22 protein-coding genes and 1 tRNA gene are annotated in these 25897 nt (G+C 60.0%); 10 read left to right on the plus strand and 13 right to left on the minus strand.

All coding sequences use genetic code 11. From position 1 onward, the window contains the following. The first annotated feature begins 114 nt into the window (after positions 1-114). The 7 genes from HUU46_05225 (at position 115) to HUU46_05255 (ending at position 7728) form a co-directional block, all read left to right on the plus strand. Entirely contained in the window at positions 115-555 is a 441-nt protein-coding gene (locus tag HUU46_05225; protein NUM53026.1) for a metal-dependent transcriptional regulator, read from the plus strand. Then, a complete protein-coding gene (locus HUU46_05230; protein NUM53027.1) occupies positions 552-1505 on the plus strand; it encodes a zinc ABC transporter substrate-binding protein in 954 nt (317 codons plus the stop codon). Before HUU46_05225 ends, HUU46_05230 begins: the two co-directional genes overlap by 4 nt. Positions 1506-1510: 5 nt before the next feature. Further along, positions 1511-2293, plus strand: a complete 783-nt coding sequence (locus tag HUU46_05235) for a metal ABC transporter ATP-binding protein (GenBank protein NUM53028.1) — start codon at positions 1511-1513, stop codon at positions 2291-2293. A gap of 26 nt (positions 2294-2319) precedes the next feature. Continuing rightward, a complete protein-coding gene (locus tag HUU46_05240; GenBank protein ID NUM53029.1) occupies positions 2320-3636 on the plus strand; it encodes a metal ABC transporter permease in 1317 nt (438 codons plus the stop codon). Then, the gene (locus tag HUU46_05245; GenBank protein NUM53030.1) at positions 3633-4520 is read left to right on the plus strand and encodes a metal ABC transporter permease; all 888 of its coding nucleotides are present in this window, start codon (positions 3633-3635) and stop codon (positions 4518-4520) included. Before HUU46_05240 ends, HUU46_05245 begins: the two co-directional genes overlap by 4 nt. A 248-nt stretch (positions 4521-4768) precedes the next feature. Then, positions 4769-6808: a PDZ domain-containing protein gene (locus HUU46_05250; protein ID NUM53031.1), complete on the plus strand. Its 2040-nt coding sequence runs from the start codon at positions 4769-4771 to the stop codon at positions 6806-6808. 2 nt (positions 6809-6810) lie between these two features. Beyond that, complete coding sequence (locus tag HUU46_05255; GenBank protein NUM53032.1) at positions 6811-7728, plus strand: trypsin-like peptidase domain-containing protein; 918 nt, start codon at positions 6811-6813, stop codon at positions 7726-7728. Positions 7729-7954: 226 nt separating this feature from the next. Here the strand turns inward: HUU46_05255 and rpmB are convergent, their stop codons facing one another. After that, positions 7955-8215, minus strand: a complete 261-nt coding sequence (gene rpmB / locus HUU46_05260) for a 50S ribosomal protein L28 (GenBank protein ID NUM53033.1) — start codon at positions 8213-8215, stop codon at positions 7955-7957. A gap of 529 nt (positions 8216-8744) precedes the next feature. On the opposite strand from rpmB, the gene HUU46_05265 reads away from it, so the two are divergent. Together HUU46_05265 and rlmN are read left to right on the plus strand one after the other, a co-directional pair. Beyond that, the gene (locus HUU46_05265; GenBank protein NUM53034.1) at positions 8745-9626 is read left to right on the plus strand and encodes a hypothetical protein; all 882 of its coding nucleotides are present in this window, start codon (positions 8745-8747) and stop codon (positions 9624-9626) included. Next, positions 9623-10657: a 23S rRNA (adenine(2503)-C(2))-methyltransferase RlmN gene (rlmN, locus tag HUU46_05270; protein NUM53035.1), complete on the plus strand. Its 1035-nt coding sequence runs from the start codon at positions 9623-9625 to the stop codon at positions 10655-10657. Before HUU46_05265 ends, rlmN begins: the two co-directional genes overlap by 4 nt. A gap of 39 nt (positions 10658-10696) precedes the next feature. Here the strand turns inward: rlmN and HUU46_05275 are convergent, their stop codons facing one another. The 6 genes from HUU46_05275 to recA are packed head-to-tail and all read right to left on the minus strand — an operon-like array spanning position 10697 to position 17776. Next, the gene (locus HUU46_05275; GenBank protein NUM53036.1) at positions 10697-11398 is read right to left on the minus strand and encodes a lysophospholipid acyltransferase family protein; all 702 of its coding nucleotides are present in this window, start codon (positions 11396-11398) and stop codon (positions 10697-10699) included. Further along, positions 11395-12270 (minus strand): 2-dehydropantoate 2-reductase, encoded by an 876-nt coding sequence (locus HUU46_05280; GenBank protein NUM53037.1) that lies wholly within the window; start codon positions 12268-12270, stop codon positions 11395-11397. The genes HUU46_05275 and HUU46_05280 overlap by 4 nt, the downstream gene beginning before the upstream one ends. 20 nt (positions 12271-12290) lie before the next feature. Further along, complete coding sequence (locus tag HUU46_05285) at positions 12291-13106, minus strand: SPOR domain-containing protein (protein NUM53038.1); 816 nt, start codon at positions 13104-13106, stop codon at positions 12291-12293. Further along, a complete protein-coding gene (locus tag HUU46_05290) occupies positions 13096-13668 on the minus strand; it encodes a hypothetical protein (GenBank protein ID NUM53039.1) in 573 nt (190 codons plus the stop codon). Before HUU46_05290 ends, HUU46_05285 begins: the two co-directional genes overlap by 11 nt. 6 nt (positions 13669-13674) lie before the next feature. Beyond that, positions 13675-16680 (minus strand): hypothetical protein, encoded by a 3006-nt coding sequence (locus tag HUU46_05295; GenBank protein NUM53040.1) that lies wholly within the window; start codon positions 16678-16680, stop codon positions 13675-13677. Positions 16681-16705: 25 nt separating this feature from the next. Continuing rightward, on the minus strand, positions 16706-17776 hold the full coding sequence (gene recA, locus HUU46_05300) for a recombinase RecA (GenBank protein ID NUM53041.1): 1071 nt from the start codon (positions 17774-17776) through the stop codon (positions 16706-16708). Between the two features lie 855 nt (positions 17777-18631). Between recA and HUU46_05305 the strand changes: the two genes are divergently transcribed. Continuing rightward, a tRNA-Gly gene (locus HUU46_05305) sits at positions 18632-18707 on the plus strand. A 453-nt stretch (positions 18708-19160) separates the two neighbouring features. On the opposite strand, the gene HUU46_05310 is transcribed toward HUU46_05305, so the two are convergent. The 6 genes from HUU46_05310 to HUU46_05335 form a co-directional block, all read right to left on the minus strand. Continuing rightward, a complete protein-coding gene (locus HUU46_05310) occupies positions 19161-19475 on the minus strand; it encodes a cell division protein ZapA (GenBank protein ID NUM53042.1) in 315 nt (104 codons plus the stop codon). Further along, on the minus strand, positions 19472-19807 hold the full coding sequence (locus HUU46_05315; GenBank protein ID NUM53043.1) for a hypothetical protein: 336 nt from the start codon (positions 19805-19807) through the stop codon (positions 19472-19474). The genes HUU46_05310 and HUU46_05315 overlap by 4 nt, the downstream gene beginning before the upstream one ends. Beyond that, positions 19807-22203, minus strand: coding sequence for a phenylalanine--tRNA ligase subunit beta (locus tag HUU46_05320; GenBank protein ID NUM53044.1), 2397 nt, complete (start codon positions 22201-22203; stop codon positions 19807-19809). The genes HUU46_05315 and HUU46_05320 overlap by 1 nt, the downstream gene beginning before the upstream one ends. 3 nt (positions 22204-22206) lie before the next feature. Beyond that, the gene (gene pheS, locus HUU46_05325) at positions 22207-23211 is read right to left on the minus strand and encodes a phenylalanine--tRNA ligase subunit alpha (GenBank protein ID NUM53045.1); all 1005 of its coding nucleotides are present in this window, start codon (positions 23209-23211) and stop codon (positions 22207-22209) included. Between the two features lie 72 nt (positions 23212-23283). After that, complete coding sequence (locus tag HUU46_05330) at positions 23284-23943, minus strand: YggS family pyridoxal phosphate-dependent enzyme (protein ID NUM53046.1); 660 nt, start codon at positions 23941-23943, stop codon at positions 23284-23286. Positions 23944-24008: 65 nt separating this feature from the next. Continuing rightward, positions 24009-25895 (minus strand): hypothetical protein, encoded by a 1887-nt coding sequence (locus HUU46_05335; protein ID NUM53047.1) that lies wholly within the window; start codon positions 25893-25895, stop codon positions 24009-24011. Between the last annotated feature and the right edge of the window lie 2 nt (positions 25896-25897).

The following is a 25897-nucleotide window of genomic DNA, read 5'->3' on the forward strand; positions in this document are numbered from 1 at the left end:
AATCCAATTCATCTAAGTAATTGATAGTAATTTGTTTATGTCAAGTTTATTAGCGACTTGACACAAAGTTAGATTCATCGTACAATCTTAGCGCAAGGTTACAAGGTGATCACAATGACTGCAACCATGCCGCAATCCCCGGTCAGCGCCAGCGCACAGGACTATCTCGAAGCCATCTTCCGGATCACGACCCGTAATCGGGTCGCCCGGTCGCGCGATATCGCCCAGGCGCTCGGTGTAACCAAATCGTCCGTAACTACGGCCCTCAAACAGCTCAGCGCCTCCGGTTTCGTGAACTACGACCGCTATTCGTACGTCACGCTCACGAACGCCGGCGAAAAGATCGGCCGCTCGGTAGAAGAGCGCCACCGGTTTCTCGCCACGTTCCTGGAAAACGTGCTGGGCGTCGATGCCGCGTGCGCCGACCAGAATGCGTGCCGCATCGAACATACGCTCGATGAAGACGTCTACGCCCGGCTGACGGCGTTTGCGGATTACTTGGAGAAACACAACATCACGGCAGAATCTTGGCTGCCCGAACGGAAGACAAAATGACCTGTACGATTCGTATCGCTGCGTTGGCCCTGCTGACCCTCTTTTCATTTACACTTTCCGGCTGCGGCGAAGGAAGCGCATCCGGCCGAACTCCCGCGAATGCGCCGCGGACTGGTCCGCTGAAAGTGACCTGCACCATCGGCATGATCACCGACGTCGCGCAAACGATTGCGGGACCGCACGCGCAAGTCACCGGATTGATGGGGCCGGGCGTCGACCCGCATTTGTACAAGGCGACGCAGGGCGACCTGGAGCGCCTTTCCGGGGCGGACCTCATTCTCTACAACGGGCTGCACCTCGAAGGGAAAATGGCCGACGTGCTCGTGAAGATGGCGCGAACGGTACACACCGTCCAGGTCACCGAGTCCATTCCCGAAGACCAACTCCGCGAACCGCCCGAGTTTCAAGGGCAGCACGATCCGCACGTCTGGTTCGATGTTTCGCTGTGGACCATCGCCGCCGAACGCATCCGCGACGCGCTAATCGAAGCCGACCCCGCAAATAAGGGCGACTACGAGAAAAACTTCGCCGACTTTGCCGTCCAACTTAAGGAAACTGACGCGTACGTGCGCAATCGCATTGCGGAAGTTCCCAAGGACCAACGCGTACTCATTACGGCCCACGACGCCTTCGGCTACTTTGGCCGTGCGTACGACATCGAGGTCATGGGCTTGCAGGGCATCAGCACCACCGCCGAGTATGGCGCGCAAGACTTGAGCCGCCTGGTGGATGTGATCGTCGCGCGCAAGATCAAGGCCGTGTTTGTCGAGTCGTCCATCTCGCCCAAATCGATCGAGGCCCTCGTGCGCGGCGTCGAGGGGAAGGGCGGCTCCGTCAGGATCGGCGGCCAACTGTTCAGCGACGCCATGGGCGCGCCCGGGACGCCCGGGGGCACCTATATCGGCATGGTCCGCAGCAATGCCGACGTCATCGCTGATGCGCTAAAGTAACCCGTATGGAAGACGTTAAGCCCGTCCCAATCGAGGTGCACGACCTCACCGTCGCGTACCGGCACCGGCCCGTGCTTTGGGACATCGACGTAAAGCTCCCGGAAGGCAATCTCATCGCCATCTGCGGACCCAACGGCGCGGGCAAGAGCACGCTTATCAAGGCGATTCTCGGTCTCGTTCCGCTCGCATCCGGAAGAGTCTCCATCTTCGGTAAGCCCGCAGACGAAGTCCGAAAACTCGTCGCATACGTTCCCCAGCGCGAATCCGTCGATTGGGACTTTCCGACCACCGCGCTCGACGTCGTGCTCATGGGCCGTTACGGGCATGTCCCGCTCTTCGGCCGGCCGCGCAAGCGCGACCGGGAAATTGCGCGCCATTGCCTCGATAAAGTCGGCATGCTCGATTTTGCCAGCCGGCAGATCAGCCAGCTCTCCGGCGGCCAGCAGCAACGCGTGTTCCTCGCGCGCGCGCTCGCTCAGCAAACGCGGGTCTATCTCATGGACGAGCCGTTCGCCGGCGTGGATGCCGCAACCGAGAAGGCCATCGTTACCCTGTTGCGCGAACTGCGCGAGCAGGGCAGCACCGTCGCCGTCGTCCACCACGATCTTCAGTCCGTTCCGGAATACTTCGATTCCGTGATGTTGCTGAACCTGCGCATGATCGCGTTCGGCCCCGTCGAAACGACGTTCACTGCCGAGAACCTGAACAAGACCTACGGAGGCCGCCTGAACCTGCTGACCGAAGTAGGGGAGAAGTTGCGCAAACAAGAGTGGAGTGCACGGCGATGAATCCGGCCCTGCCCGCGGCCGGCGCCCTGCCGCCGTGGATCGACTTCTTCACCTTTCGCGACACCAACGTCCGTCTTATCCTCGCCGGGTGCATCTTGCTCGGAATAACGGCGGGCGTCATCGGGTGCTTTGCGCTCCTGCGCAAACGCGCGCTGTTGGGCGATGCGCTCGCCCATTCCGCGCTGCCTGGCGTATGCGTCGCGTTCATCCTCACCGGCACGAAGAACCCGGTCATCATTCTCGCCGGCGCCACGATCGCCTGTTGGATCGGCGCGATCGCGATCGACCTCATCGCGCGCTACACGCGCGTCAAAGAGGAAAGTGCGCTTGGCATGGTACTGTCCGTGTTCTTCGGCGCGGGCATCCTCCTCCTGACTTACATTCAACACAGCGGCAACGCCGCGCAGGCCGGTCTCGACAAGTTCCTCTTCGGACAAGCCTCGGCTATGCTCGATCGCGACGTCTGGACGCTCGCCATCGCAGCCGTTCTCATGCTCGCCGCGGTCGTGCTCGCGTACAAGGAATTCAAGGTCGTGTCGTTCGATCCGTCGTTCGCATCGTCGATCGGCCTGCGAACGCGTGTCATCGAATTTGCCCTCGCGACGCTCACGGTGCTCGCCGTGGCGATCGGGCTCCAGGCGGTCGGCGTGGTGCTCATGGCCGCCATGCTCGTCACTCCCGCGGCGTCCGCGCGCTACTGGACCGATAACCTTGCGCGCATGATCGTCCTCTCCGGTATCTTCGGCGCGGTCAGCGGCGCCATCGGCACCTACGTAAGCTATCTCGGCCCGCGCATGCCCACCGGACCGTGGATGGTCGTCGCCGCCACCGTCGTCTTCGCGGTCTCACTCCTGTTCGCGCCGCGCCGCGGACTCGTCGCGCGGCTGCTCCTGCTGTGGCGCATTCGCCGAAAAACCGCGGACGAAAATATTCTCCGCACCCTGTATCTCGAGGGCGAACGCCACCAGGACATGGACACGGCGTGTTCCATGGCCAACCTCCTGCAATTCCGTTCGATGAACGCCGCGCGCCTCGATCACACGCTTACGCGCCTCGCCAAACAAGGATACGTGCGCGAACCATCCGACGGCATGTTCGCACTGACACCCAAGGGGGTCGCGCGCGGCGCGCGTCTCACGCGCCTTCACCGTTTGTGGGAACTGTACCTCACGCGCAAACTCGAACTCGCGCCCGACCACGTCCACGACGACGCGGAGGAGATCGAGCACATCATCACGCCCGAACTCGAGGCGCGTCTCGTCGCGTCCCTGAACGATCCCGCCGAGGACCCGCATGCGCGGCACATTCCGCCCGCGTTGGGCGCGGGGAGCGCGGCCCCATGAGCAATCCCGCCTGGGTCGTGCTCGTCGGATCGCTCGCCTCCGCCGCCTGCGCGCTGGTCGGATGTTTTCTCGTCCTGCGCAAACAGGCGATGATGGGCGACGCGATCAGCCACTCGGTGTTGCCCGGCATCGTTATCGCCTTTCTGGTCACCCAAAGCCGCGCGCCGATCCCGATGCTGCTTGGCGCGGGCGCATTGGGACTTCTCACGGCCTTCACCACGAACGCGCTCGAACGCCATGGCCGCCTGCAACCCGACGCTTCGATCGGCGTCACGTTCACGTGGCTATTCGCGGTGGGCGTAATCCTCATCTCAGCGTTCGCGGGCCACGTCGACCTCGATGCCGAATGCGTCCTCTACGGCGAAATCGCGTCGTCACCGTGGGACATATGGATTCTCGGCGACACCGATATGGGCCCGCGCGCCGTCTGGATTCTCGGCGCCATCACCATCGCCAACCTGGTCTTTGTTACGCTCGGTTATAAGCAACTGAAGCTTACCTCCTTCGATCCTGGAATGGCCGCGGCGCTCGGCATCAACGTCACCCTCTGGCATTACCTGCTCATGGGCTTCGTGTCGCTCACCACCGTCGGCGCGTTCGAGAGCGTGGGCGCAATTCTCGTTGTCGCGATGCTCATTGTTCCGCCCAACACCGCCTACCTGTTGACAGACCGCCTCTCGCGAATGCTCGCCTTGTCCGTTATGCTCGGAATCGCCAGCGCGCTCGGCGGCTATTGGCTCGCCGCGCTCATAGACGGTTCCATCGCGGGCGCTATGGCCGTCGTCAGCGGCATGCTCTTCGCGCTCGCTGCCCTCTTTTCGCCGACCCACGGCATCATCGCCGGCTACATCGCACGCCGCCACGCGATCGCCTCGCCCGAATAGTCCAACGCGCGCCCACCCGCGACGCGAGACCGAATCCCCAACGTAGTCAGCCCTTCCCGCCCTCACGCTGTCGCACTTTCCCGCCTCCACACCTGCCCGCCGCCGCTTGATTCCATCCTGCCCACGCCCCATAATCGGGCCTTGGCGCAATAGCCGAATTCCCCGTGCCGGCGCACGACTCGCCGTCACGGAAGCCTTCCGGCACTGCCCACCCGACCCGCTACGTGCAAAGCAAAGAGGTATCGCATATGCAGTCCCGTTACGTCCGCAGCACGCTTCTGTTCCTGACCGCGGCCACCATCTCCTTCGCACAGGACGCTCCCGATTCCGTTCGTTCCGCGGTGGACGTCGCCATCGCGAAAGTGAAGCCCGCCCTCGTGCGCATCGGCGTCGTGTGGACGGATTACAACGACGGGCGTGAAGAAAAATACGAAGCCAGCGGCAGCGGCACCATCGTCACGGGCGAAGGCCACGTCGTCACCAACCACCATGTCGCGGGCCACGCCACACGCATCTTCTGCACACTCTCGACAAAAGAGATTATCGAAGCCGATTTGATCGGCAAGGACCCGCAGACCGACATCGCAGTCATCAAACTGAAAGGCGAACGTGGCCGCATTTTCCCCACCGCGGAATTCGCCGACTCCTCCGAGTTGCGCGTGGGCGACATCGTGCTTGCGATGGGAAGCCCGCTCTCGCTTTCGCAAAGCGTCACGCAGGGTATTGTCAGCAACACGGAACTCGTGTTCCCGGCGCGCCGCTTCGGTTCGCTCACGCTGGACGGTGAAGACGTCGGTTCGCTCATTCGCTGGATCGGCCACGACGCGCCAATTTATCCCGGCAACTCCGGCGGCCCGCTCGTGAACATTCGCGGGCAAATCGTCGGCGTGAACGAGATCAGCATCGGGCTGGGCGGGGCCATCCCGGGCAACATCGCGAAGGATGTTACCCGCAAGCTCATCTCGAGCGGAAAGGTCGAGCGCGCCTGGATCGGCCTCAACATGCAGCCGCAACTCAAGACCGATGTTCAATCGCGTGGCGTGCTCGTGCGCAATGCGTTCGCCGGATCTCCCGCCGATCAAGCCGGATTCAAAGCCGGCGATCTCTTCACCTCTATCGCCGGCAACGACATCACCGTGCGTTTCGAAGAGCAGCTCCCGCTGCTCAATGCGCTCATCGCATCGCTCCCAATCGGCCAGCCGCTCGAAGCGACCGTCGTGCGCGACGGCAAAGAGGAGCGATTGACCGTTACACCGATCCCCTACCAGGAAGTAGAGCCCGATCAAGACGAACTCAAAGAGTGGGGGGTCACCGCGCGCAACGTCTCCTTTGTCAATGCGCGCGAAATGAAGCGAGACACGACCGACGGCGTCCTCATCACTTCGGTCCGGCCCGGCGGTCCGACCGGTACGGCGAAACCCGAGATCAATCGCCAGGACATCATCGTCGGTCTGAACGGCCAGCCGGTGAAGGACATGGCCACGCTGAAAGAACTCACGGCGAAGATTCTCGAGGGTCAAAAGGACCCCGTGCCTGTCCTTGTCGAGTTCGAACGCAAGGTCGCGCGGTTGCAGACCGTTGTGAAAGTCGGCATCGCGGAGCCGCCCGACCCCGGCAAGGATGTCGAAAAGGCCTGGCTTGCCGTTGACACGCAAGTCATCACCCGCGATATCGCCACGCAGGTAGGCAACCCCGATCTCAAGGGCTTCCGATTGACGCAGGTGTACCCGGGCACGACGGCGGAATCTGCCGGCCTGAAAGTCGGCGATTTCATTTACGCCGTCGATGGCGAGCCGCTCGAAGCGGCCGCGCCGGAGGACTACGAGGAACTCACCGCCTTGGTGCGGCAATACAAGATCGGATCAACCGCCGAGTTCGGCGTGCTGCGCGGATCGGAAAAACTGAAAATCCCCGTCCAACTCACGGCGTCGCCGCGGCAAACGCGCGAGATGAAGGAGTATGAAGACTTCGACTTCGAGTTCAAGGTCCGCGATTTGACGTTCATCGACAAGGTAAAAGAGAAATGGCCCGAGGACAAGGCCGGCGCCTTGGTCTCAAAGATTGAACCCGGCGGATGGGCCGCCGTCGCGAACATGGACCCCAGCGATCTCATCGTCAAGATCGGCGGTTCTCCCATAGCGAACGTCGACGACGTCGAGAAGAAGATGAAGGAAATCAAGGATTCGAAAGCGGAGAGCGCCATATTCCAGGTCGAACGCGGCGTCTACACCGTCTTTCTGGAATTTGAACCCAAGTGGGACGCAGCCCCCGCTGCAGGAAAGGACTAATTATGCTGACTCGCGCAATCCGCCTCGCCGCCATCGCGGCAACGTGTGTATTCTCGTTCGCCTCTCTCGCGGATGACGTCGCGGACAAGGGCCGCGCCGTCCTCGAGAAATATAAATCCAGCGTCGTTACTGTGCGCATCGTGATCAAAATGCAGATGTCGATGCCCAACTTCCCGTCGCGCGAAGAGGAAATGAAATCCGAAGCGACAGGTACGATCATCGATCCGTCCGGACTTACCGTGTTGTCGCTGAACGAAACCGACCCGTCCGGCATGTTCGAGAACATGATGGAAGGCCGCGAAGGGTTCGAGGTCAAAAGCACGGTCGGTGATCTGAAAATTCTTCAAGACGACGGAACCGAAATCGCCGCCCAAGTCGTCTTGCGCGATCGCGATCTCGATCTCGCGTTCATCCGGCCCACCGAGGCGCCAAAGCAACCGCTTCCCGCCGTCGATCTGGCGAAAGCGGCGACCCCGGGTCTCCTCGATCCGGTCATCACGATCAATCGCCTGGGCCGTGTTGCCGGCCGCGAATACGCTGTCTCCATCGAACGCATCAACGCGATCGTCTCGCGTCCCCGTACGTTCTACGTGATGGGCAACGACCCAACCCAGACGGCCCTCGGATGCCCCGCCTTGACGGTCGACGGTGACGCGGTGGGCTTGTGCGTACTGCGCACTGTCCGCGGCGGCGACGGCGGCGGTATGGGCATGTTCGGAGGCGGCGACGACAACATGATGGCGATCATCGTCCCCGCGTCGGATGTGCTGGAAGTCGCCAAACAGGCGCCCGCTGCGGGCGAAGAAGCCAAGGAACTTGGCGCGGAACCCAAAGAAGAGAAGTCCGAAGAGGCGCCAAAGGAAGAAGCGCCCGCCCCGGATTCCGGCGACGCACCGAAACCGGAAGAACCCAAAGCATAGGGAGAACGAGCGCACGAAACTTCAGCGCACTCACGTCGAATTTCCGAGGAGTGGGCGCTGTGCGCGCCCTCTGAACTAGCCATGCAGACCGTATAATGCGTCCGGCTCGTTTGGGTCGTTTCGGTCCCTTTCGTCCTATGCAGATCTGCGAAAAAAGGCCGCCGGCCAACTCCTCGTTGACCGGCGGCCACAATTTACTATGCGTTGTTTTGCGGCTACTTCACCGCTACGCGCTCTTTTTCGACTTCAACCCCTTCGTCGCCTTCACGAACTTGCCCGCCTTGATATACCGCGCGCATACCCGCACCTTGCGGACCGTCCCGTTTTCGTCAATGATACGAATCTTCTGAAGGTTCGGCTTCCAGCGCCGCGTCGAAATACCCGTAACGTTCTGACCGATACCGCCTTCGCGCTTCGCCTTACCGCGACGCACAACGCGCTTACCGATCTGCGGACGCTTGCCGCTGTAATCACACACTCGAGACATGACCCTGACTCCTAACGTCCTCCGCCGACGTACGAAACCCGCCAACGGAATTGGGGAATATACAGTTCAAGAGGCAGGGAAGCCTACCATATGAAACCGCCCGATTCAACCGGCGTTCCCGTTGGGCGACCGCACGGTCGCTTTCGCCCTGCGCACTGCGCCCATTCTCTGCTGTCCGTAAGCAGAATCCGTGTAGACCATCTTATCCACTCCTTGCTGGAGATATCCTCAAGTCTTCTCGAAGCTAGAGCGTTTCAAGGTCGGCTGCACCGCGTGCTCGTGCCCCTGCTCGTCATCGTACTCGATCTTATCGAGGATCGAGTGCGAGTACGAAGACGACTCACGCGCAGGAGCACGAAACAGACGGTGTACTCAAACTTGAATTGCTCTAGCCCCATCCAGTCGCATCTCAAAAGTGAATGCGCTATAATAAGTTATGCCTATTTTGTCAATTAATTACCCCTCGTTTCGCAAACGAGGACTAACTCCGAGCGGACGACCAATCCGCGCAAGCGCAACCACCCCGCGAGTGCAACGCGATGGGCAAGAGTTTAGGAACGATGCCGCGCGCGCCGCGGGGCTGCTGTGCCACCAGCAGCGCCGCGCCTGGTTTGGCTTACTGGCTCTGGCCACGCTCTACGCAGTCGCATCGGGTTGCGCGACGACCGGAAAAGCGCGGCCGGTCGAGGCATTAACGCTGCCGCCCGGCGCGCCGTCTCTCGACGAGATTGTCGCCGATCTCCGCGCGAACGACGAGGCCCTGACCGATTTCCGCGCGGCTGCGAGCTTCACGCTGACGTCTCCGCGACTGGAATCGGTCCAGAGTTTTCGGTCCGGCACCGTCGCATACCGCAAGCCCGCCGACTTATACATCGTCGGAAAGAAGAACATGGGTGTAGTCGTATTCGAACTCATTAGCCGCGGCCCCGAATTCTTGATCGATTTCAAGTCCGTTCAGGATGTGGACGATCGGTACTACTGCAGTTTCGAGGCCGACGATCTCGCGAACGTCCCATTTCCCGTCGCGCCCGCCGATATTGCGCACGAAATGTTCAGCCCGATTGACTGGACAAAGACCAAAGATAAAGACATTCGCCTGACCGCTTTCGACGAAGCGGCAGGTCAGGCGACCCTCGACGTCGCGCTGGACGGCGGCCTAGTCCGGCAGATTGTCGTCCAGGGAGAACCGTGGCGAATCGTGCACAACACGTTGACCGACGCAACCGGAACGACCCTTAGCGATACGACAATGGACAACTATCAGGATGTTGACGGCGTGCGTATACCGACCGCGCTCGAAGCGAGATTTCCCGTCGAGGAAACGCACGTTACATTCGAGTTGCGAAACGTGCGCGCCAACACGGGACTCCCCGGCATAAACTTCACGTGGGACTGGCCCCCAGGACAATGAAGACTCCGCTTACAGATATGAATCCGGCCGAGATCGCGGACCACCTCCGCATAAAGCCCTTCCAGGGAAAGCAGATATTTCGCTGGATTCACCAGAAAAGAGTCTTCGACTTCGATCGCATGACCGACCTGTCGAAAGAACTGCGCGCGCGACTTGCGGAATCGTACTCCGCAAATCAACTGACGCTCGTGAACATGTCCACATCGCCCCGCGCGGTGGGCACGAAAAAGGCGCTCTTCAGACTTGCGGACGGCGAGACCGTGGAATCGGTCCTCATTCGCGAAAAAGACCGCATCACGATTTGCCTCTCTACCCAAGTCGGCTGTGCCGTGAAATGTTCGTTCTGCGCGACCGGCCATTCCGGCTACACGCGAAATCTCACGCCCGGCGAGATTGTCGAGCAGGCGCTCTACCTGCTCGCCGACGAAAACATGGGGGAGAGGTCGCCCAACATTGTCTACATGGGAATGGGCGAGCCGTTTCGTAACTACGACGCAACGGTCCGCAGCATCCGGCTCCTGATGTCGCCCGATGGACTCGGCATCGGCGCGCGCCGCATCACCGTGTCGACCGTTGGCGAAGTAAAGGGCATCGAGCAGTTCGCGAATGAAGATTGGCAGGTGCGGCTCAGCGTTTCGCTTCACGCGGCCAACGACGCGAAACGCACGGAACTGATCCCGTTGAACAAGAAATATCCGATCGCACAGCTAAAGGAAGCGATCCGAACCTACTTCGACAAGACCGGCAGGCAAATCACGTTTGAATGGACGCTGCTCGATGGCGTCAACGACTCGGAGCAAGACGCCAAAGAACTCGCCGCGCTCGCGAATAGTCTCAAGGCCCACGTCAACCTCATCCCCTACAACCCGGTGCATGGCCTCGGCTATTCGCCGCCGCCCCGCGATCGATGCGAAGACTTTCGCGACATGCTCGAAACTGCCGGCGTCTCCGCCACACTCCGTAAGGAAAAGGGCCAGGACATCGATGCGGCCTGCGGCCAACTGCGCCGCCGCCATATCGATGCTACGTGATCGCAGCGTGCGCGCCTCGCATTGAAGCGCTTCCTCCAGTCATTCCGGCATCCCCACACCGCGCTCAATTTTTCGCTGCACCTCGTTCAACGCTACTTCGATTTCTGCACGCTTCGCCTCGATCGCCGTCTCGTCCTCGCTTTCGCACGGCGCAATGGCGTCCCCATACTCACACACGATCAACGAGAACGGTTTCGGGATCACCATCTTGTCCCACGATTTCATCCGCCAACAGCGATTCACCGCAAGCCCGGTGGGAATCACCGGAACGCCCGTCCGCGCGCCGAGCACTGCCGCGCCTGACTTCATTTCGCGCCGCGGTCCGCGCGGTCCATCGGGAGTGAACCCCAGGGTGACGCGGCGATCGATCGCGGCCTTCATTCGGTTCAGCGCGTCACCGCCGCCTCGGCTCGACGAACCGCGCAGAGCGCCCATCCCATGCCAGGAGATGACCCTTGCGACAAATTCCCCGTCGTAGCTGTAGCTCGTAAGCGTGTGGTACCCGGTTCCGCGATAGCGCCACGCCGCCAACGGCAACACTTCATGCCAAAACACCAGCAGCACACAACCGAACCGCTTCTCCGCGTCGTAGTGGTAGTGCGCATTGCGCACCTCGACGCGGCATGTTCCGAACAACAATCGGATCACGAGTGCAACAAGTGGGGCCAATAGGGTGAGAGACAGTCGCTGGCGAAACGTAAAGGAGACGGGAGTTGAATAGTCGAGCTCCGGATGGCTCACCGATGCTCCATGCCTTTCACCAACTGCCACACCACGCGCGTGCGAGGCGTGGGCAACGCGGACAGTTGCGCGCGGCGGACAATCTCGCCGCTCAACGCGTCGATCTCCGTCATGCGCCCGTTGCGCACGTCCTGCAGCATGGAAGAAATGTTCTCGGAAGTGTCCGCGCAAGTCTTCTCGGCGACTTCGACCACGCTGTTCTCAAAGCGATAGCCTTCCGTCGCGGCAACTTTCACCGCCTCGACCACAAGGTCGCGCATGAGCTGCCGCAGTTCCGGCACTTCAAGCAATGCGCCGTTCTTGCGGTTGGCTAGGGCCGTGACCGGGTTGATGCCCGCGTTCACCGAAGCCTTCTCCCAGATCGCCTGCCCCGGCGATTCGGTAATCTCGACGTTGAACCCTGCCGCGGTCAGCGCTTTCACCGCGGGCCCGGTTGGACACGACGTCCACGCGCCAAACCGCGTCACTCCGGGCGCAACGTGCCGCACGTTGCCTTCGTCAAGTTGGGTGACGGCTTCAGAGGTCACGCCCGCGAGGAGGTTCGCGCTGCCAACCAGCGAACATAACGTTTCCACGTTGCCCAGTCCATTTTGCAGCGAAAGGACCGGCGTGCGGCTGTTCAAGTTCAGGTGAATGGTCGAATGCGCCTTGACCAGGACGATTACCAGTTCGGCATTGTTCGGCAAAGTCACAACCACTTTGGGTTTGGCTTCAATTGTGCCGTCTGCCGATTCAACGACGATACCGTTTGCGTTCAGGCGCGCCGCTCGGTCCTGCTTGTAGTCCACCAGCGTCACGTCGGAACCCGCGCGCGCCAGGCGCGCCGCGAATAGGCAGCCCATCGCGCCCGGGCCGATTACGGCAATCTTCATGCGACCTGTTCCTTCCGCGGTTAGAGTTCGCTGAGCGGCTTGACGAAGCAGCCTTTGAAGTCTTTTATCCGATCCAACTCCGCGCGCGCTTTGGCGGCGGCTTCTTTCGTGTCGTACGTGCCAATGCAGGCCTTTACCACTTTGCTGTCCTTCACGGGATACAGCGTAACCGTGTGATCGCTCTTCGCTTCGATCGCCTTCTTAAACGCCTCGGCATTCGCCATCGTGTCGAACGATCCGACTTGAATCGTGAACTCGCCCGCCGGCCCGGATTCGCCTTCTTTCTGCTGCTCGATATCATCCAACGGAGACACCGGCGCGGGTGCCGCGGGTTCGGACGCCGGCATAGCCGCTTGCTCCGTCTTGGGCTGCGCGTCCGCCACAGGCGTTGGCGCGGCCTGTTGCTCCGTTACCGGTGGGGATTCAGGTTTATCCGGCTTCGCGCTCGCTTCTTCCCGTTGCGGTGGCGGCGCGGGAACAAATTGCGTGTTCGAATCGCGCTTCGTCACCGGGCGCGACGGTGGCGCCGAGCCTGCCGTGCCGTCCGGCATGACAACGGGCGCGGGGGAGACCTGAACGCCGGCCGTCGTCGTCGAGTTGTTCGATTCCGTACTCGTGCCGGACTCTTCCGGTGCGCGCTCCTCGGTGTCCTTCGCGCCAGGTAATCGCTCGACTTGGCCGGTTTCGGTGGACGTGACTTTTTCGCCGGATTGAATCTTATTGACGAGTATGCCCGCCGCAAAAAACAAGACAGCCGTACACAAGAGCGCGAGCACAACCCACAACATTTGCTCCTGGCTCAGGCCGCCGCCGTCTTTTCCACCCTTACTCGGCATGGTCTTCTGGTCCTTGATCGGCTGCCGCGCTCTCACCAGACTCCGTCGCTTCGCCGGAGTCAGTTCCCTCCAACGTCGCGAGTTCCTTCATGAGTTCGACACGCGCCGCTTCCATCTCCGCGTATGTCAGGTGCGGATCGCGCGCCTCGGCCAGCCGGTTGCCGATCCGGTCCATGAACAACGCCACGCGCGCGTCGCCCTCGGAATCGTCCGATTCCTTCACGAGCCGGAACACCTTCTGGCGTCGAAGGAGTTGCGCCGCGAGGTAGGCCTTGGCAATCTGCACGCGGTCCTCCGACTCGGCGGAGTCGTAGAAAATCTTGCGCAACGGCGAGAACTTTTCCGGGGGCTCCTGTTGGGCCATCGAGGGGTCGCTGTACTGTGTTTCCCATACCGCAATCGCACCCGATGCTCGCTCTTCGTCCCACACCGGTTTGGCGAAATCGTGCCGCGCCAGTTGCTGGTTCTCGACGCGCATCACGGATACAACGGTCTCGCCGTGTTCAAATTGCTTATTGCTGCCGGCGCAGACGCGGCCGGGTTTTCCGATACGAATTTCCATTAAACCTCAGTTCTTGTTCCCACTTTGCGGTTGTTTCTTGGCTCCCACGATTCCACCTCCAATTTTAAGCAAATCAAACAGGATTTTTCTAGGGGCATCGATCACTTGCAGCGCTTCGCGCGCCGTTTCGAGCGCACCGCTGACAAGCGTGACGCGCACCGGCGGCGTCTCTGAGACAGTACTCACCGGTTTCAGCGTTGGCCCAGTCAGATTGAACGCCAGATCGATATCTTCCTGCGCCAAGCGATGCCCCTGCACGTTGAAGTTCTCGTTCAGAAGCGGTATCCGCTCCGCCGCCTCCGGCGATACGGCAACCTTGATCGTGTAATCCATGTCGCCGTCGATCACGAATTCCCCGTCGGCGTCGAGCTTCATCGCGTCCGATTCCAGATGAATCTCCGGCGTTCGGATTACGTCGCGCTCGAATTCGATCGTCGAGTTCAGTTTGGAAAACTTCAGCGAAGGCGGGAGGGCAGTGACATCGCCTTCAAGTTGCCGCTCGAACAGCCCGATCAGATAGTCCGCGCTGAATTGTCCGTCCGCCATATCGAACCTGCCGCTGCCGACAAGGCTGCGCGGGTCGTCGCGATCTTGTGTGTACGTTACTTCGCCGTTCATATTGCCGAAAAAAATATCCGGCTGGCTTAGATGTTTCATAAAGTACGCCGCAGGCACGTTCGTCCACTTCGCCCTTGTGGTGTACGAATTTTCCGCGCGGTTGCTGACATAACTGCCTTCAATCGTACCATCGCCCACTTTGGCGGAGTATCTGTCCAGACCGTTTTCCTTTTCCGTCTGGTACGCGTGCCCCTTGAAATCGGTCCCCGTCCACGGAGGAACATCGAGCGCGTCTGCCGATAGCTCATACGAGTAGTACCGGTCCGTTGGCGGGTACTTCTTAAAGTCGCGCTCCAACGGGACAAACCACTTGTCGCCGCGCAGCGGCGGAGTGACCGCGCGTTTTGCGTGCAGTTTCAGATTCGTGACGGGCTTCTCGCCTTCGACCATGTCGCCGGTCAGCGTAACGTCGTGACACACAATCGCCGCATTGGCGCCCTCGGCGCGCACGGCTATCTCGTCCACGGCGAGACTCAACGTTGCCGACCATTGCTGATCGGATTTTCCGTCGACGCGTGTCCATTCGTATCGTCCGGCCGTTCCGGTGCCACCGGTAATAACGTAGGGGAGAGGCAGGCACTTTCCGACCGACACGACGTCGAGTTTTGGGACCTCCGCCTGCGCAGTTTTCAACTGCCACTTCTTGCTCTTCGCGCTGTATGCCAGGTTCGTCACGGCCTTGAGGTCCGAGCCCGCGACGGCGCCCGCTACCTCGATCTTCGCGGACTTCTTCGGCGTGAAGGCCCCGGTGATATGCGCGCTCGCGCCGATGCCCGGCGGTTTCAGGAAGTACCACCGGTAGCCGATCTGCGTTTGCGACGCGTCAATGTCACCCTCGAATGCGTACACGCCGTTTTCCAGGCGGCCGGACGCCTTCACAGTGGCCGAACCGGCGAGCTCCGCGTTGCGGATCGATTGCGCGAGCTTGGTGTCGCCTATGCCCGCCAACACGCCGGCCACGGAAGCCTCCCCCGTCTTGGATTCGAGGTCGTACCAGCCGTTCGCAACGATCGGTTGTTCGCGCGCCGTAGCGTTAAGCGACGCCACCTGAATGCGGCGGCCTTCCAACGATACGGTCGCAGTGACATTCGTCGCTTCAAGCCCCAGGTCCGGCTTGCGAATGTCGCCGCCGAGGACCGCAAGCGAACCCGTGGAATGTTTGGTGTCCGAACGCCACGATGCATCGACCCGGCCCAGCTTCAGCGATCCTTCCGGGAAGCGCGCGTCCTTCGGCTTGAACGAAACCTCCCCGCCGGACATCGCCGCGCTGACATGGAACAAGGGTGACTCGGCGGAGCCGGTAAGGTGTAGGGCAACCTCCGCATCCGGACTCAGCGCGTATGAAAGTTCGCCGTACTCGTCGACGCGGTTTTGAAGCGCAAAACTCGCAATGTCATCGAGCGGCAACTGGGCCGATACGAGCTTCAGATCGAAAGCGGGAGATGTTTGCGCAAACTGAATCGAGCCGCTGATGGTCCCACTCAGCGATTCGGTAACGGCCTGGGAAAGGCCAATCGTAAGCAATTCGGCGCGCGGGTCGTAGGTTGCACGGGCATCGATCGTGCCGGTCAACGGTTTGAGAAACTCCGGCTGATCACGCACGAGAAGTCCATTGACAGGCGCGCTTAGCGACATCGCAAGCGTGCCGTCCGCCTTTCCCTCTATTCGGATGCTCGGCGTAGCGACCCCGCCCAGCACGAAGTGCTTCGACGCCGGCAGAAAGACATTGACGTCGTCGGCCGTGATGTTATTGCAGTCCGCGCGCGCTTCAAAGTCGTCCAGGGAAACATAACGTGCGGTCGCCGAGATCCGCTTATCGGGATCGCCACCATAGTGCGCCTCAATCGTGCCGGAAAGTGCGTCCGACTCCGGTAGTTTTGCGACGTCAAACGCTATCGATCCAATTTCGATGGGGGCGGAACCGACCGCGTTCTCGATGCGCACGCGGCAGTCCGAACCCATCACACGGAACGCAAAGCGCGGGAGAGGAGCGCGCAGCCGATCGAACGCCGGCATCCGCCGCGCGTCGGCCGCGGGTGCACGCCGTATCGTCACCTCGGCGCCTTCGATCTGAATGCGGTCAATCGCGACTTCGCCGTACAAGAGTTCGGTCAGATCGACGTAGATGTACGCGAGCGGCACTTTCAGATTAACGTCTGTGCCGTCGTCCATCCGGCGGGAAAGCTCGACACCGTCGGCGCGAAGACCGCGCAATCCAAACGCGGCAATCGAGGCGACCCTTATGTCCGTTCCGGTCCGGGCCTCCGCAGTCTGGAGAATCCGCCCGCGCAGGCCCTCGAGCTTGTATTTGGCAAACAACGCCCCACCAGCGATGGCCCCGGACAAAAGTAGCAGCGCCACCAGCCAAAACTGGGCCGACCTGCTCGATCGCACCCAGGTATCGTGAAGGTCGTCGTGATTACTTATCGGTAGTGCCTGAGTTACCGTCCGGCCCGGGAGCGTCTTCCACGGGAAGCGTGCCGAGCCAGTCGAGTCCCTTCTTCTTCAGGATACCCGCTCGGAGCTTCTCTTTCACCTCCGGATTGTCCTTCAAGTACTGTCGCGTGTTCTCGCGGCCTTGGCCCAGGTTGTCGCCATTGAGCGAGAACCACGCACCGCTCTTTTGGAGAAGCTTCTCTTCGACCGCCAAATCCAAAATGTCACCCTCGCCGGAAATCCCTTCGTTAAACAGAATGTCGAATTCGGCCTGGCGGAAGGGTGGGCTCAACTTGTTCTTGACAACCTTGGCGCGCACCCGGTTACCGACGTCCTGCTCGCGCTCCTTGATCGTCGCAATTCGGCGCACGTCGATTCGCATGCTCGCGTAGAACTTCAGCGCGCGGCCGCCTGTAGTCGTCTCGGGATTGCCGAACATGACGCCAATCTTTTCGCGAATCTGGTTGATGAAGATCACCAGCGTGCGCGAACGGCTGATAGCCGCCGTCAACTTGCGAAGCGCTTGGGACATCAGACGCGCCTGAAGACCAACGTGCGTGTCGCCCATTTCCCCCTCGACCTCCGCCTTGGGGACCATCGCCGCAACCGAGTCGATGACGATTACGTCGACCGCGTTGCTTCGCACCAGGGTTTCACAAATCTCGAGCGCCTGCTCCGCCGTGTCCGGTTGTGAAACCAACAGGTTGTCGATATCGACGCCGATCTTCTTGGCAAATGACGGATCCAAAGCGTGCTCGGCATCGATAAAGCACGCTATGCCCCCTTGCTTCTGCGCACTCGCGACAACGTGCAACGCCAAGGTCGTCTTGCCGGACGACTCCGGGCCGAAAATCTCCACGACACGGCCGGACGGCAGGCCACCGACCCCGGTAGCGATATCCAGCGACAGGCTACCCGTCGAAATCGCCCGGACGCGCTGCTCGAAGTGGTCGTCGCCGAGACGGAGCAGTGTTCCTCGGCCAAACTGCTTCTCAAGCTGCGATACCGCGATATCCAGCGCCTTTACCTTCACGTCATCCTTAGCGGCTGCCATGTGCGTTCCCCTTCCATCGGTAGGTGAAATAATGTTCAGGTGTACCGCAATCTTGCCAGAAAACGGGAAGTGTGTCAAGAGGATTCTAGCATTCCCCGGTAGAACCCTATTCTAATAGGAACTCGTGCAAAATGTCCAAAGGAAAATGTCGCGACCATGGAGCTGGTTTAGCGGTGCCGTGACGGCGATCTTGTGAGTACTCTATTTATTACATTAGACCGGTCGAAAATGGCAATTCATCCGACCCAACCATGACTATGCAGCGATATGTAGCATAACGAACGATTGTGTTTCTATACTGTTCAATAGCGAATGCTGCTATTTGGCGTCTCTTAGGAAGTGAACTGACATTGTCCGAGTCAGTACGTAAATTCGGCAAGAAAAACCCGCAAAGTTATGCACTATTTATTGTCAAAAACGCGCACCGGAAGCCGCCAAGTTTTCATAGACCCGCAACCCTCGGAACAATACATATCGATAAATAGTGACGAATATCCAGAAGCGACAAGCATCGACGCAAGTACAGGCCAGAGGGTGTCCGCTGATTATCACAAAATTATCAATAGATAACCGTTTATATCTCAGTCTGGTTCCTCCAGAGAGGTGGAAGGAACCCAATTTGTACATGTGGAACGTCGAGACTCCATTGACCAGAAAGGCACAGCAGCTCCGCAGGCCACGACGATTGGGAGCGCGACGTTTGCAGCCTACAGCAAGCGTGTACTGTAAGCCATCCAGGCTACTATTTGCTCGGCCGAGGCACATAGACCCTGAGGCGAAGTCCGAGTGGGGTATTGCTGGGGTCGAAGAATTGACAGGGTCCGATCCCGGTGTTAGAATGACGCCCCAAGCTGGGCGGGATTAACTCAGTTGGTAGAGTGCCAGCTTCCCAAGCTGGATGTCGCGGGTTCGAACCCCGTATCCCGCTCCATGTTTTTTCTTCCGCCGATACCGCGCAGAACGAAAGACTGTCCTCGGTTCGTCGGTCCAGAATTCTGAGATCATCCGACACCAATCGGCCGTCTTACGGTTCCTGAAATCTCACGCCCCGGGCGGCGCCGAGAATCGTGTGATCAAGCGGCTTGGAGTCGCCAAAAGAGCGGTTGTGCACCAGAGCCAACGCACGAGTCGAACCCTACAAAGTCGATTTCGGAACCACTGAAAATCTTCCGCTGCTCGCGAAACACACCGACAAGTGCACATGGATAAACTATGTGATTCAAAGGCATTAGAGTGTCTTTATTCCCGGTTGCGTTAGGTGCGTATATGACATCCGCGGATGAACCCAAACGCCACGATCCACGCGCACGTAATCCCTTAAATGACATAATATATATTATCAGACGTTATGGAGGTAACCTGTCAGCGCCCTTGAAATGCCCTGTCACCCCGGTGTCTCCGTTGAATCTTCTATTTCCCGGCGTATGGCTTCGATTCGCTGAACCAAGCCATTAACGGCATCCCGCACGGTCTGCTCCTCGGCGGCGATTCGGTCCTGGAGTTCGGCCAGCTCCTTCGCGAATTCGTAGGCCGCCTGCAGTGCAAATGCCTGTGTGTTGACCTTGGTGCTGGCGGCCTCGAACTGCTTCAACCGAGCGTTCACGGCTTCTACAATGGCGGCTGTCTGCTCGTGGGTTCCGCACGGCGCCACGCGCAGCGTCAAGCCGGCGATACGCACCTCTACCGTTGGCCTTGTCATCGCCGAAGCTCGGCGGAGACGGCCTTCACCCTCTGAAGGACGCCTCTCAGTTGCTTGCGTACCTGGTCCCGCTCGTCCATGAGCCCGCCGAGTTCCTGTGCGAGCCGTTCGGCTTCATCTCTGGCATGTTGAAGAGCGGCGGACTCCTTCTTCAGTTTCCACTGCTCCTGCCGGATTAGTTCCTTCTGTTCTTCCAGCTCCGACTTTTGTTCGAGGACGGACTTTCGTTGGTCCGCGATTCGGCCGCGGCGGCCCTCCGCGGTGTTCCACGCAAGCTGCAGTTCCTTGAGTGCGCGCTCAGCGCTGCGCACGGCCGCCAGCACGGCAGGCATCAGCGGAGCGTCGCGTTGAATTCTTTCTCGAGCGCCTTGAGAATGCTCTCCCATGCCTTTTGCGTGTCCTTATCGGTCAGGGTCTTTTCGTTTGACTGAAAGACGAGACGCAGCGCGACGCTTTTCTTGCCCGGCTGGATGGACTTTCCGGTGAAAATGTCAAAGATTTCAATTTGGGCCAGCAGTTTACCGCCGGAGTTTCTTGCCACGCGCAAAATGTCGCGGCCGGGTATGGCAGAATCCAGCACGACGGCAATGTCGCGTCGCGACGGCGGGAAGGCCGACGGGGCCTCGAAAACACGTGGTTCTGGTCGTGTCTCGAGCACGTATTCCAAATCGATTTCCGCCAGGAATACATCTTGTCCAATGTCAAGTTCATTCAGTATGGACTTGTTAATTTTGCCATACCATGCAATGACAGAATTTCCGACGTTAGCCACGCCGGAGTAACCGCTTTCAAAAGCTGGCTGTGGTTTAGTATCCCAGTCTACGGTCGCCCCCATATCGTCAAAAATGGATTCTAGAATACCCTTCAGGTCGAAGATGTCAACTTGGCTTTCATCCGATCCCCAGAATGACTCCTCGCGCGCACCGGAAAGAACGATTCCCAGTCGCGCACGCTCCTGCGGAAGTTGCTGCCCGGGATTCGCGAGATAGACATGGCCGAGTTCGAAGGCCCGGATTCGGTCGGTCCCGCGACGAACATTAAGCGAGGCGACGTTCAACAAGCTAGGTATCAGGCTGACGCGCAGGGTGCTCGACGTTTCGCTGAGGGGGTTTTGAAGTCGGACGATTTGTCCCCTCTCAGAGTCGAGCCCGGCGGCACGGATTTCCTGCTCAGAGCTGAACGTCAGGCTCAAGAGTTCGGTGAGGCCCATCGCCACCAAGCGCCTGCGGAGTGCGCGAGTAGCCACCTCTTTGGGCGCAAAAACCGTATCGGACTTGCGCACACGCGGGACGGTGGCGGGAATGTTCTCGTATCCGTAAAGCCTCGCGATCTCCTCGATTAGGTCCACCTCCCGAGTCACGTCATGCCGCCAGGTTGGGACGTTAAACGCCGCGCTCTCGCCGTTTGATTCGGCCAGCGCAAAATGTAGGCGCTTCAAAATCGAGCACTGATTTGCGCCGTCCAAGTTGGTTCCTAAAAGCGCATTCGTGCGCGAGAATCGTACAGATACGGTCCGGCTCGCGATTGGGTTGGGGTATGCGTCGAGGGTTCCACGTGCAACGCTTCCCGAGCAGATTTCGCTGAGAAGCCCTGCCGCGCGATCCGCGGCGTAGGCGGCCATGTCGAGGTCGGCGCCGCGCTGGAAGCGTTGCGACGCTTCCGTGTTCATCGCGAGCGCCTTTGCGGTTCTGCGGATGCTCGATGGCTCGAACCAGGCGCTTTCCAGGAGAATTCGCTGCGTGCTCTCCCCCACTTCGCTATCCATTCCGCCCATGACACCGGCGATCGCAACCGGTGAATTCGCATCCGCAATCACGAGCATGTCGTCGCGAAGCGTACGGACTTCGCCGTCGATCGTCCTGATGTTTTCGCCCGCGCGTGCCCGCCGCACGACGATCCGGTGTTCCGCCAGCTTGTCGTAATCAAATGCGTGCAGTGGATGGCCCGTTTCGAGGAGGACATAGTTGGTAATGTCGACGACCGGATTTACCAAGCGCTGGCCGGCGTGCGTCAGGCGCTGGGCCATCCAAAGGGGTGTCTGCCTCGGCTTCACGTCAGTGATGACACGACCGATATACCGCCGGCAGAGTTCAGGTTCGTCTACTGTGACGGAGCTTAGCGTCGCGACGTCTGGATCGGACTCGGCAACCGACGTATCCGGCAGACGCAACGGACGGTCGAAGTACGCGGCCAACTCGCGCGCCACGCCTATCATCCCGGCCCAGTCGCCCCTGTTCGGCGTGACTTCGATCTCGAAGATTGCATCGTCAAGACCCAGTAGCGCGACTGCGTCTGCGCCGATGGGCATGTCTTGGGAGAGGATGAGCAGGCCGTCGTGGTCCTTCCCTAGTCCCAATTCCCGCGCCGAACACATCATGCCCTGAGACTCGACCCCGCGCATCTTCCTGCGGCCAATCTCAAACGCGCCGGGAAGCGTCGCGCCGACAACCGCAGTCGGCACGAGATCGCCGGCTTTCATGTTCTTCGCGCCGCAAACAATTTGGAGCGGCGCTCCTTGACCAACGTCCGTTTGGCAGACGACCAATTTATCGGCGTCGGGATGCGGTCTTATATCGAGAATCTTGCCGACGTACACCTTTGAGATCTCGGCGCCGGGACGTTCGACGGACTCGATTTCGAGGCCGAGCATCGTGAGGCGATGTGCAAGATCGTCGACACCGAGATCAATGTCAACAAACTCTTTCAGCCAATTCAGTGAAACTTTCATTACCTAGAACTGCTCCAAGAAGCGCAAATCACCCTCGTAGAAGTGGTGGATACTGTTGATTTGGTGCCTCGCCATCGCAATTCGCTCGACACCCATCCCGAACGCGAACCCGGTGTACCGCTCGTAGTCGTACCCCGCATACTCGAAAACGCGGGGGTGGACCATGCCGCATCCCCCGATTTCCAGCAAGCGCTCTTGCGTTTGGCCGCCACGGGTTGACGTCCATTTCACGTGAATCTCCGCGGACGGTTCGGTGAACGGGAAGAAATGCGGATTGAACCGTACTTGCACGCTTCCTCCCAAAAGGCGCTTCAGGAAGTGCATCAGCGTCCCTTTGAGGTCCGCGAAGCTGACCCCTTCGTCGACCAACAGACCCTCGACCTGATAGAACATGGGACTGTGGGTCGAGTCTGCGTCCACGCGATAAACGCGTCCCGGCGCGACGATGGCGACGGGCGGCTGGGTCCGCTCCATCACGCGCATTTGGACCGGTGATGTGTGCGTGCGCAGGACTACGCCGGGGGCGACGAAGAAGGTGTCATGGGAATCCCGAGCGGGATGGTCGTCGGGGGTATTGAGGCTGTCAAAATTGTAGTATTCGGTTTCGACCTCGGGACCTGTGGCGACCTGAAAACCAAGCTCCGAAAGGATTTCGATAATCTCGTCTGTTACTTGCGACACGAGGTGCATGTGCCCGCGGGCCGGCCGCCGTCCGGGAAGCGAGAGGTCCGGCAGGTCCGACCGATCTTTCGCGCCTGCTTCTGCTTCGGCAAGCGCCTTTGCCCGGTCATCCAACGCGGCGGTCAAGAGATTCTTGAGTTCGTTTGCCGCCTTGCCGAGCGCGGGCCGCTGGTCCGCTGGTGCATCGCTGACCCCGCGCAATAGGCCCGTCAGGGCGCCTTTTCGCCCGAGGTACTTGACACGCAGTTCCTCCGCGTCACGGCTGGAAGCCGCGGCCGCGATCTCCGCCAGTGCCCCGTCACGAATTTGGTCAATCGAATCGAGCATTGATTTTCCAGTCACCCTTTCAACATGTGTCCGTGGGGGAATTCCGCACCACAGTGCGCGATGCGTGTGCGATCATTCAAATAGGGCGGTCCCGATGCGCACTTCAGTAGACCCTTCCTCGATGGCGACCTCGAAATCGTTCGACATTCCCATCGAGACCCGGCGGAGCCCTAATCGGTTGGCAAGCGCACACAAGCCGGCAAACACGGGCCGTGTACGTTCCACGTCGTCGTGTAACGGCGCCATCGTCATCAACCCTTCCACCTTGAGCGAGTCGAACGTGCGGACTTGATCCAGAGCGGACGACAGTTCCGCGGGGGTGAAACCGTGCTTCGACTCCTCGCCGGATACATTCACTTCCAGGAGTACCGGCAGGACGATTCGCCTCTCCGCCGCGCGCACGGCCAGTTCCGCGGCGAGTTCGACGCGGTCTACCGCATCCACAAAATCGAAAATCCGCACGACGTCCTTGGCTTTTCGTCGCTGGACAGTACCGATCATGTGCCAGGACACGCCGGGGCCACAGCCGTCGATCTTCGTTTCAGCCGGTTTGACGCGGTTCTCGCCAAAGTGTGTTACGCCCAGCCTACGGAGTTCGCCGATTTCGCTCAAGCCGACACTTTTCGTTACGGCGACAAGGGTCGGCGGCTCGCCTGATCTGCCCGCACGTGCCATCGCATTCGTAATGCGATCCTGAATTCGGCGCAGGTTGTCGGCAATGGATCCGCGCACCCCGTTTCCCCACATGTTTCAATGTACGAAGTGAGCGAATATCGTAAAGTCAGGTGGGTGTTGAATCAAGAGGCCGGGGCGAGCGACGCAGTCCGGCCGGCGTACAACTTTGACGGCATTGCAGGCTCCTTGGAACGGTACTCGTACCACGCATTCCCGGCCTGGAGAATAATGTTTCCATCAAGCTCATCCACTACCCGTGCGATTTCCGGATGCTCGAACTTCAGTTGCAACATCGCATCGCTGTCCTGTTCGACGGGCGTCAGCGGTTCGTCCTTGTAATCGACGCACATCCACGCCCCGTCGAAGAACCGGTACTGTCTTCCCGCGATGGACTTCGGAAGATGCCGCGTGTATTCGGCCTCCAACGCTTGCCGCTCGATGAACTTCGTGTCCGTAAGGAACAGCGGCAAGTTGCCCTCGACTTTGTATTTGATCAGAAGGTCCGTCGCGGTATCCCAAAACTCGTTACTCCTGAAGCGCGCAATATCCAGGCACTGTATGGCCTCGTCGTAGCGGCCTTGGCTGCGAAGTTCCGCCGCCTCGATGCGCAGGCTGCGCGCCTGCGCGTACGTGTCTCTATCGATGTCTTTGTTGTTCGGATCATCGAGGCTTTTCCAGAAGCTCTTGCACTTTACGTAAAGTTCCGCTTCCCTGGCTCTGGCTTCCGCCGCCTTTGCGCTCCACTCCGATTCCGCCTGCCCGTTTCCGGCGTCGCGCGCGCGCTTTGCAAGCTCTTCGGCGGCCTTGGCCTGCTCGCCGGCATAGTCCGCGTCACGACCGAGAATCTCGCCGGTCATGAGGTTGATGAAGCGTTTCGCGACCTGATTGTCCGGCCATTTCGAGAGGTAATCCTCCCACCCGGTTTTCGACGCTTCGTACCGTTCGTCGACGCCCATAAGCCGGTACAAACACCGGCGCACCCATCGATCGTGATCGAGTCGAATGGCCTCCGACAGATACTTGATCGCATCGACATGATTGTCGAGCTTTAGGTCGTAGATCGAGAACCCAAGATCGAAGTAAAGCTTATAGTTTCGAGGATTCTTTCGAATTCCGTCCTTGAGAAAGTCGACGCCGTAGAAGTAGAACCGTTCCTTGTCGCCGACCCAGTACTCGTGGACGTCGTCATAGGTTCTGATTTCCCATGGCGTGTCCTCCAGCGGAGCGGACGCGTTATACGCCATGTGCCACGCGCCCAGGAGATACGCGTCGATGAATTCGGGATCGAGCGTCACGCACGTCTTCATCAGCGGAAGCATGCGGTGCATCTGCCCCTTGTGCCACCACCGGTCGACTTCGAGCCAAACCAGGTTGGCGGCCATTTTGCGGAAACCGAAGAACAAATTCGCGAGGCTAATCTGGGTGCCGCGTTCTTGATACATGCCGGCAATGCCGAGCTGGGTGCCGAATGCGGCGACTCGACCGTCCCGGTTGGCGTTCCACAATTCTTTGCGGAGGTCTGCGGCTTCAGGGCTTCGCGCGAAGGCCCACAACTGCGCGTCCCGCTGCCGTTGCTCCTCGGTATAGATTTCCCGCGCTCCGGACCCGCCGGGTCTTGCATCTTCGTCGTCGCCTTCGGATGTCTCCGATTCGGTGGCTTCGGTGTCCTCTTCCACGTGGGGCGCCGCCGTGTACCGCACGACTTTTGCAAAGGGCTGGCGCGTGGCCTTGTCGTAGTCGTTCTCGCCAACCGGAACGTCCGGCAGCCGGCTTTCCGTCAGTTCAACGAGTTTCTTGAACAGTTCTTCGTCCGCATATTTTGACGGGTCTTCGCCGGGAGGCGGCTTGCCCGGATCGCCAAACAGGCGCATCTGGGTTGAGGCACTCACCATCCAACGGTAAAGGCGTTCGCACTCCTGGAGATGATCCAAACGCTGCCCTTGGATGGAACCAAGAACAAGCGCCAGCAGCGCCAGGACGGGTACGCCGATGCTTGGAAACTTCTTCACGA

It is taken from the genome of Candidatus Hydrogenedentota bacterium, from assembly GCA_013359265.1.
Taxonomy (GTDB): Bacteria; Hydrogenedentota; Hydrogenedentia; order Hydrogenedentales; family SLHB01; genus JABWCD01.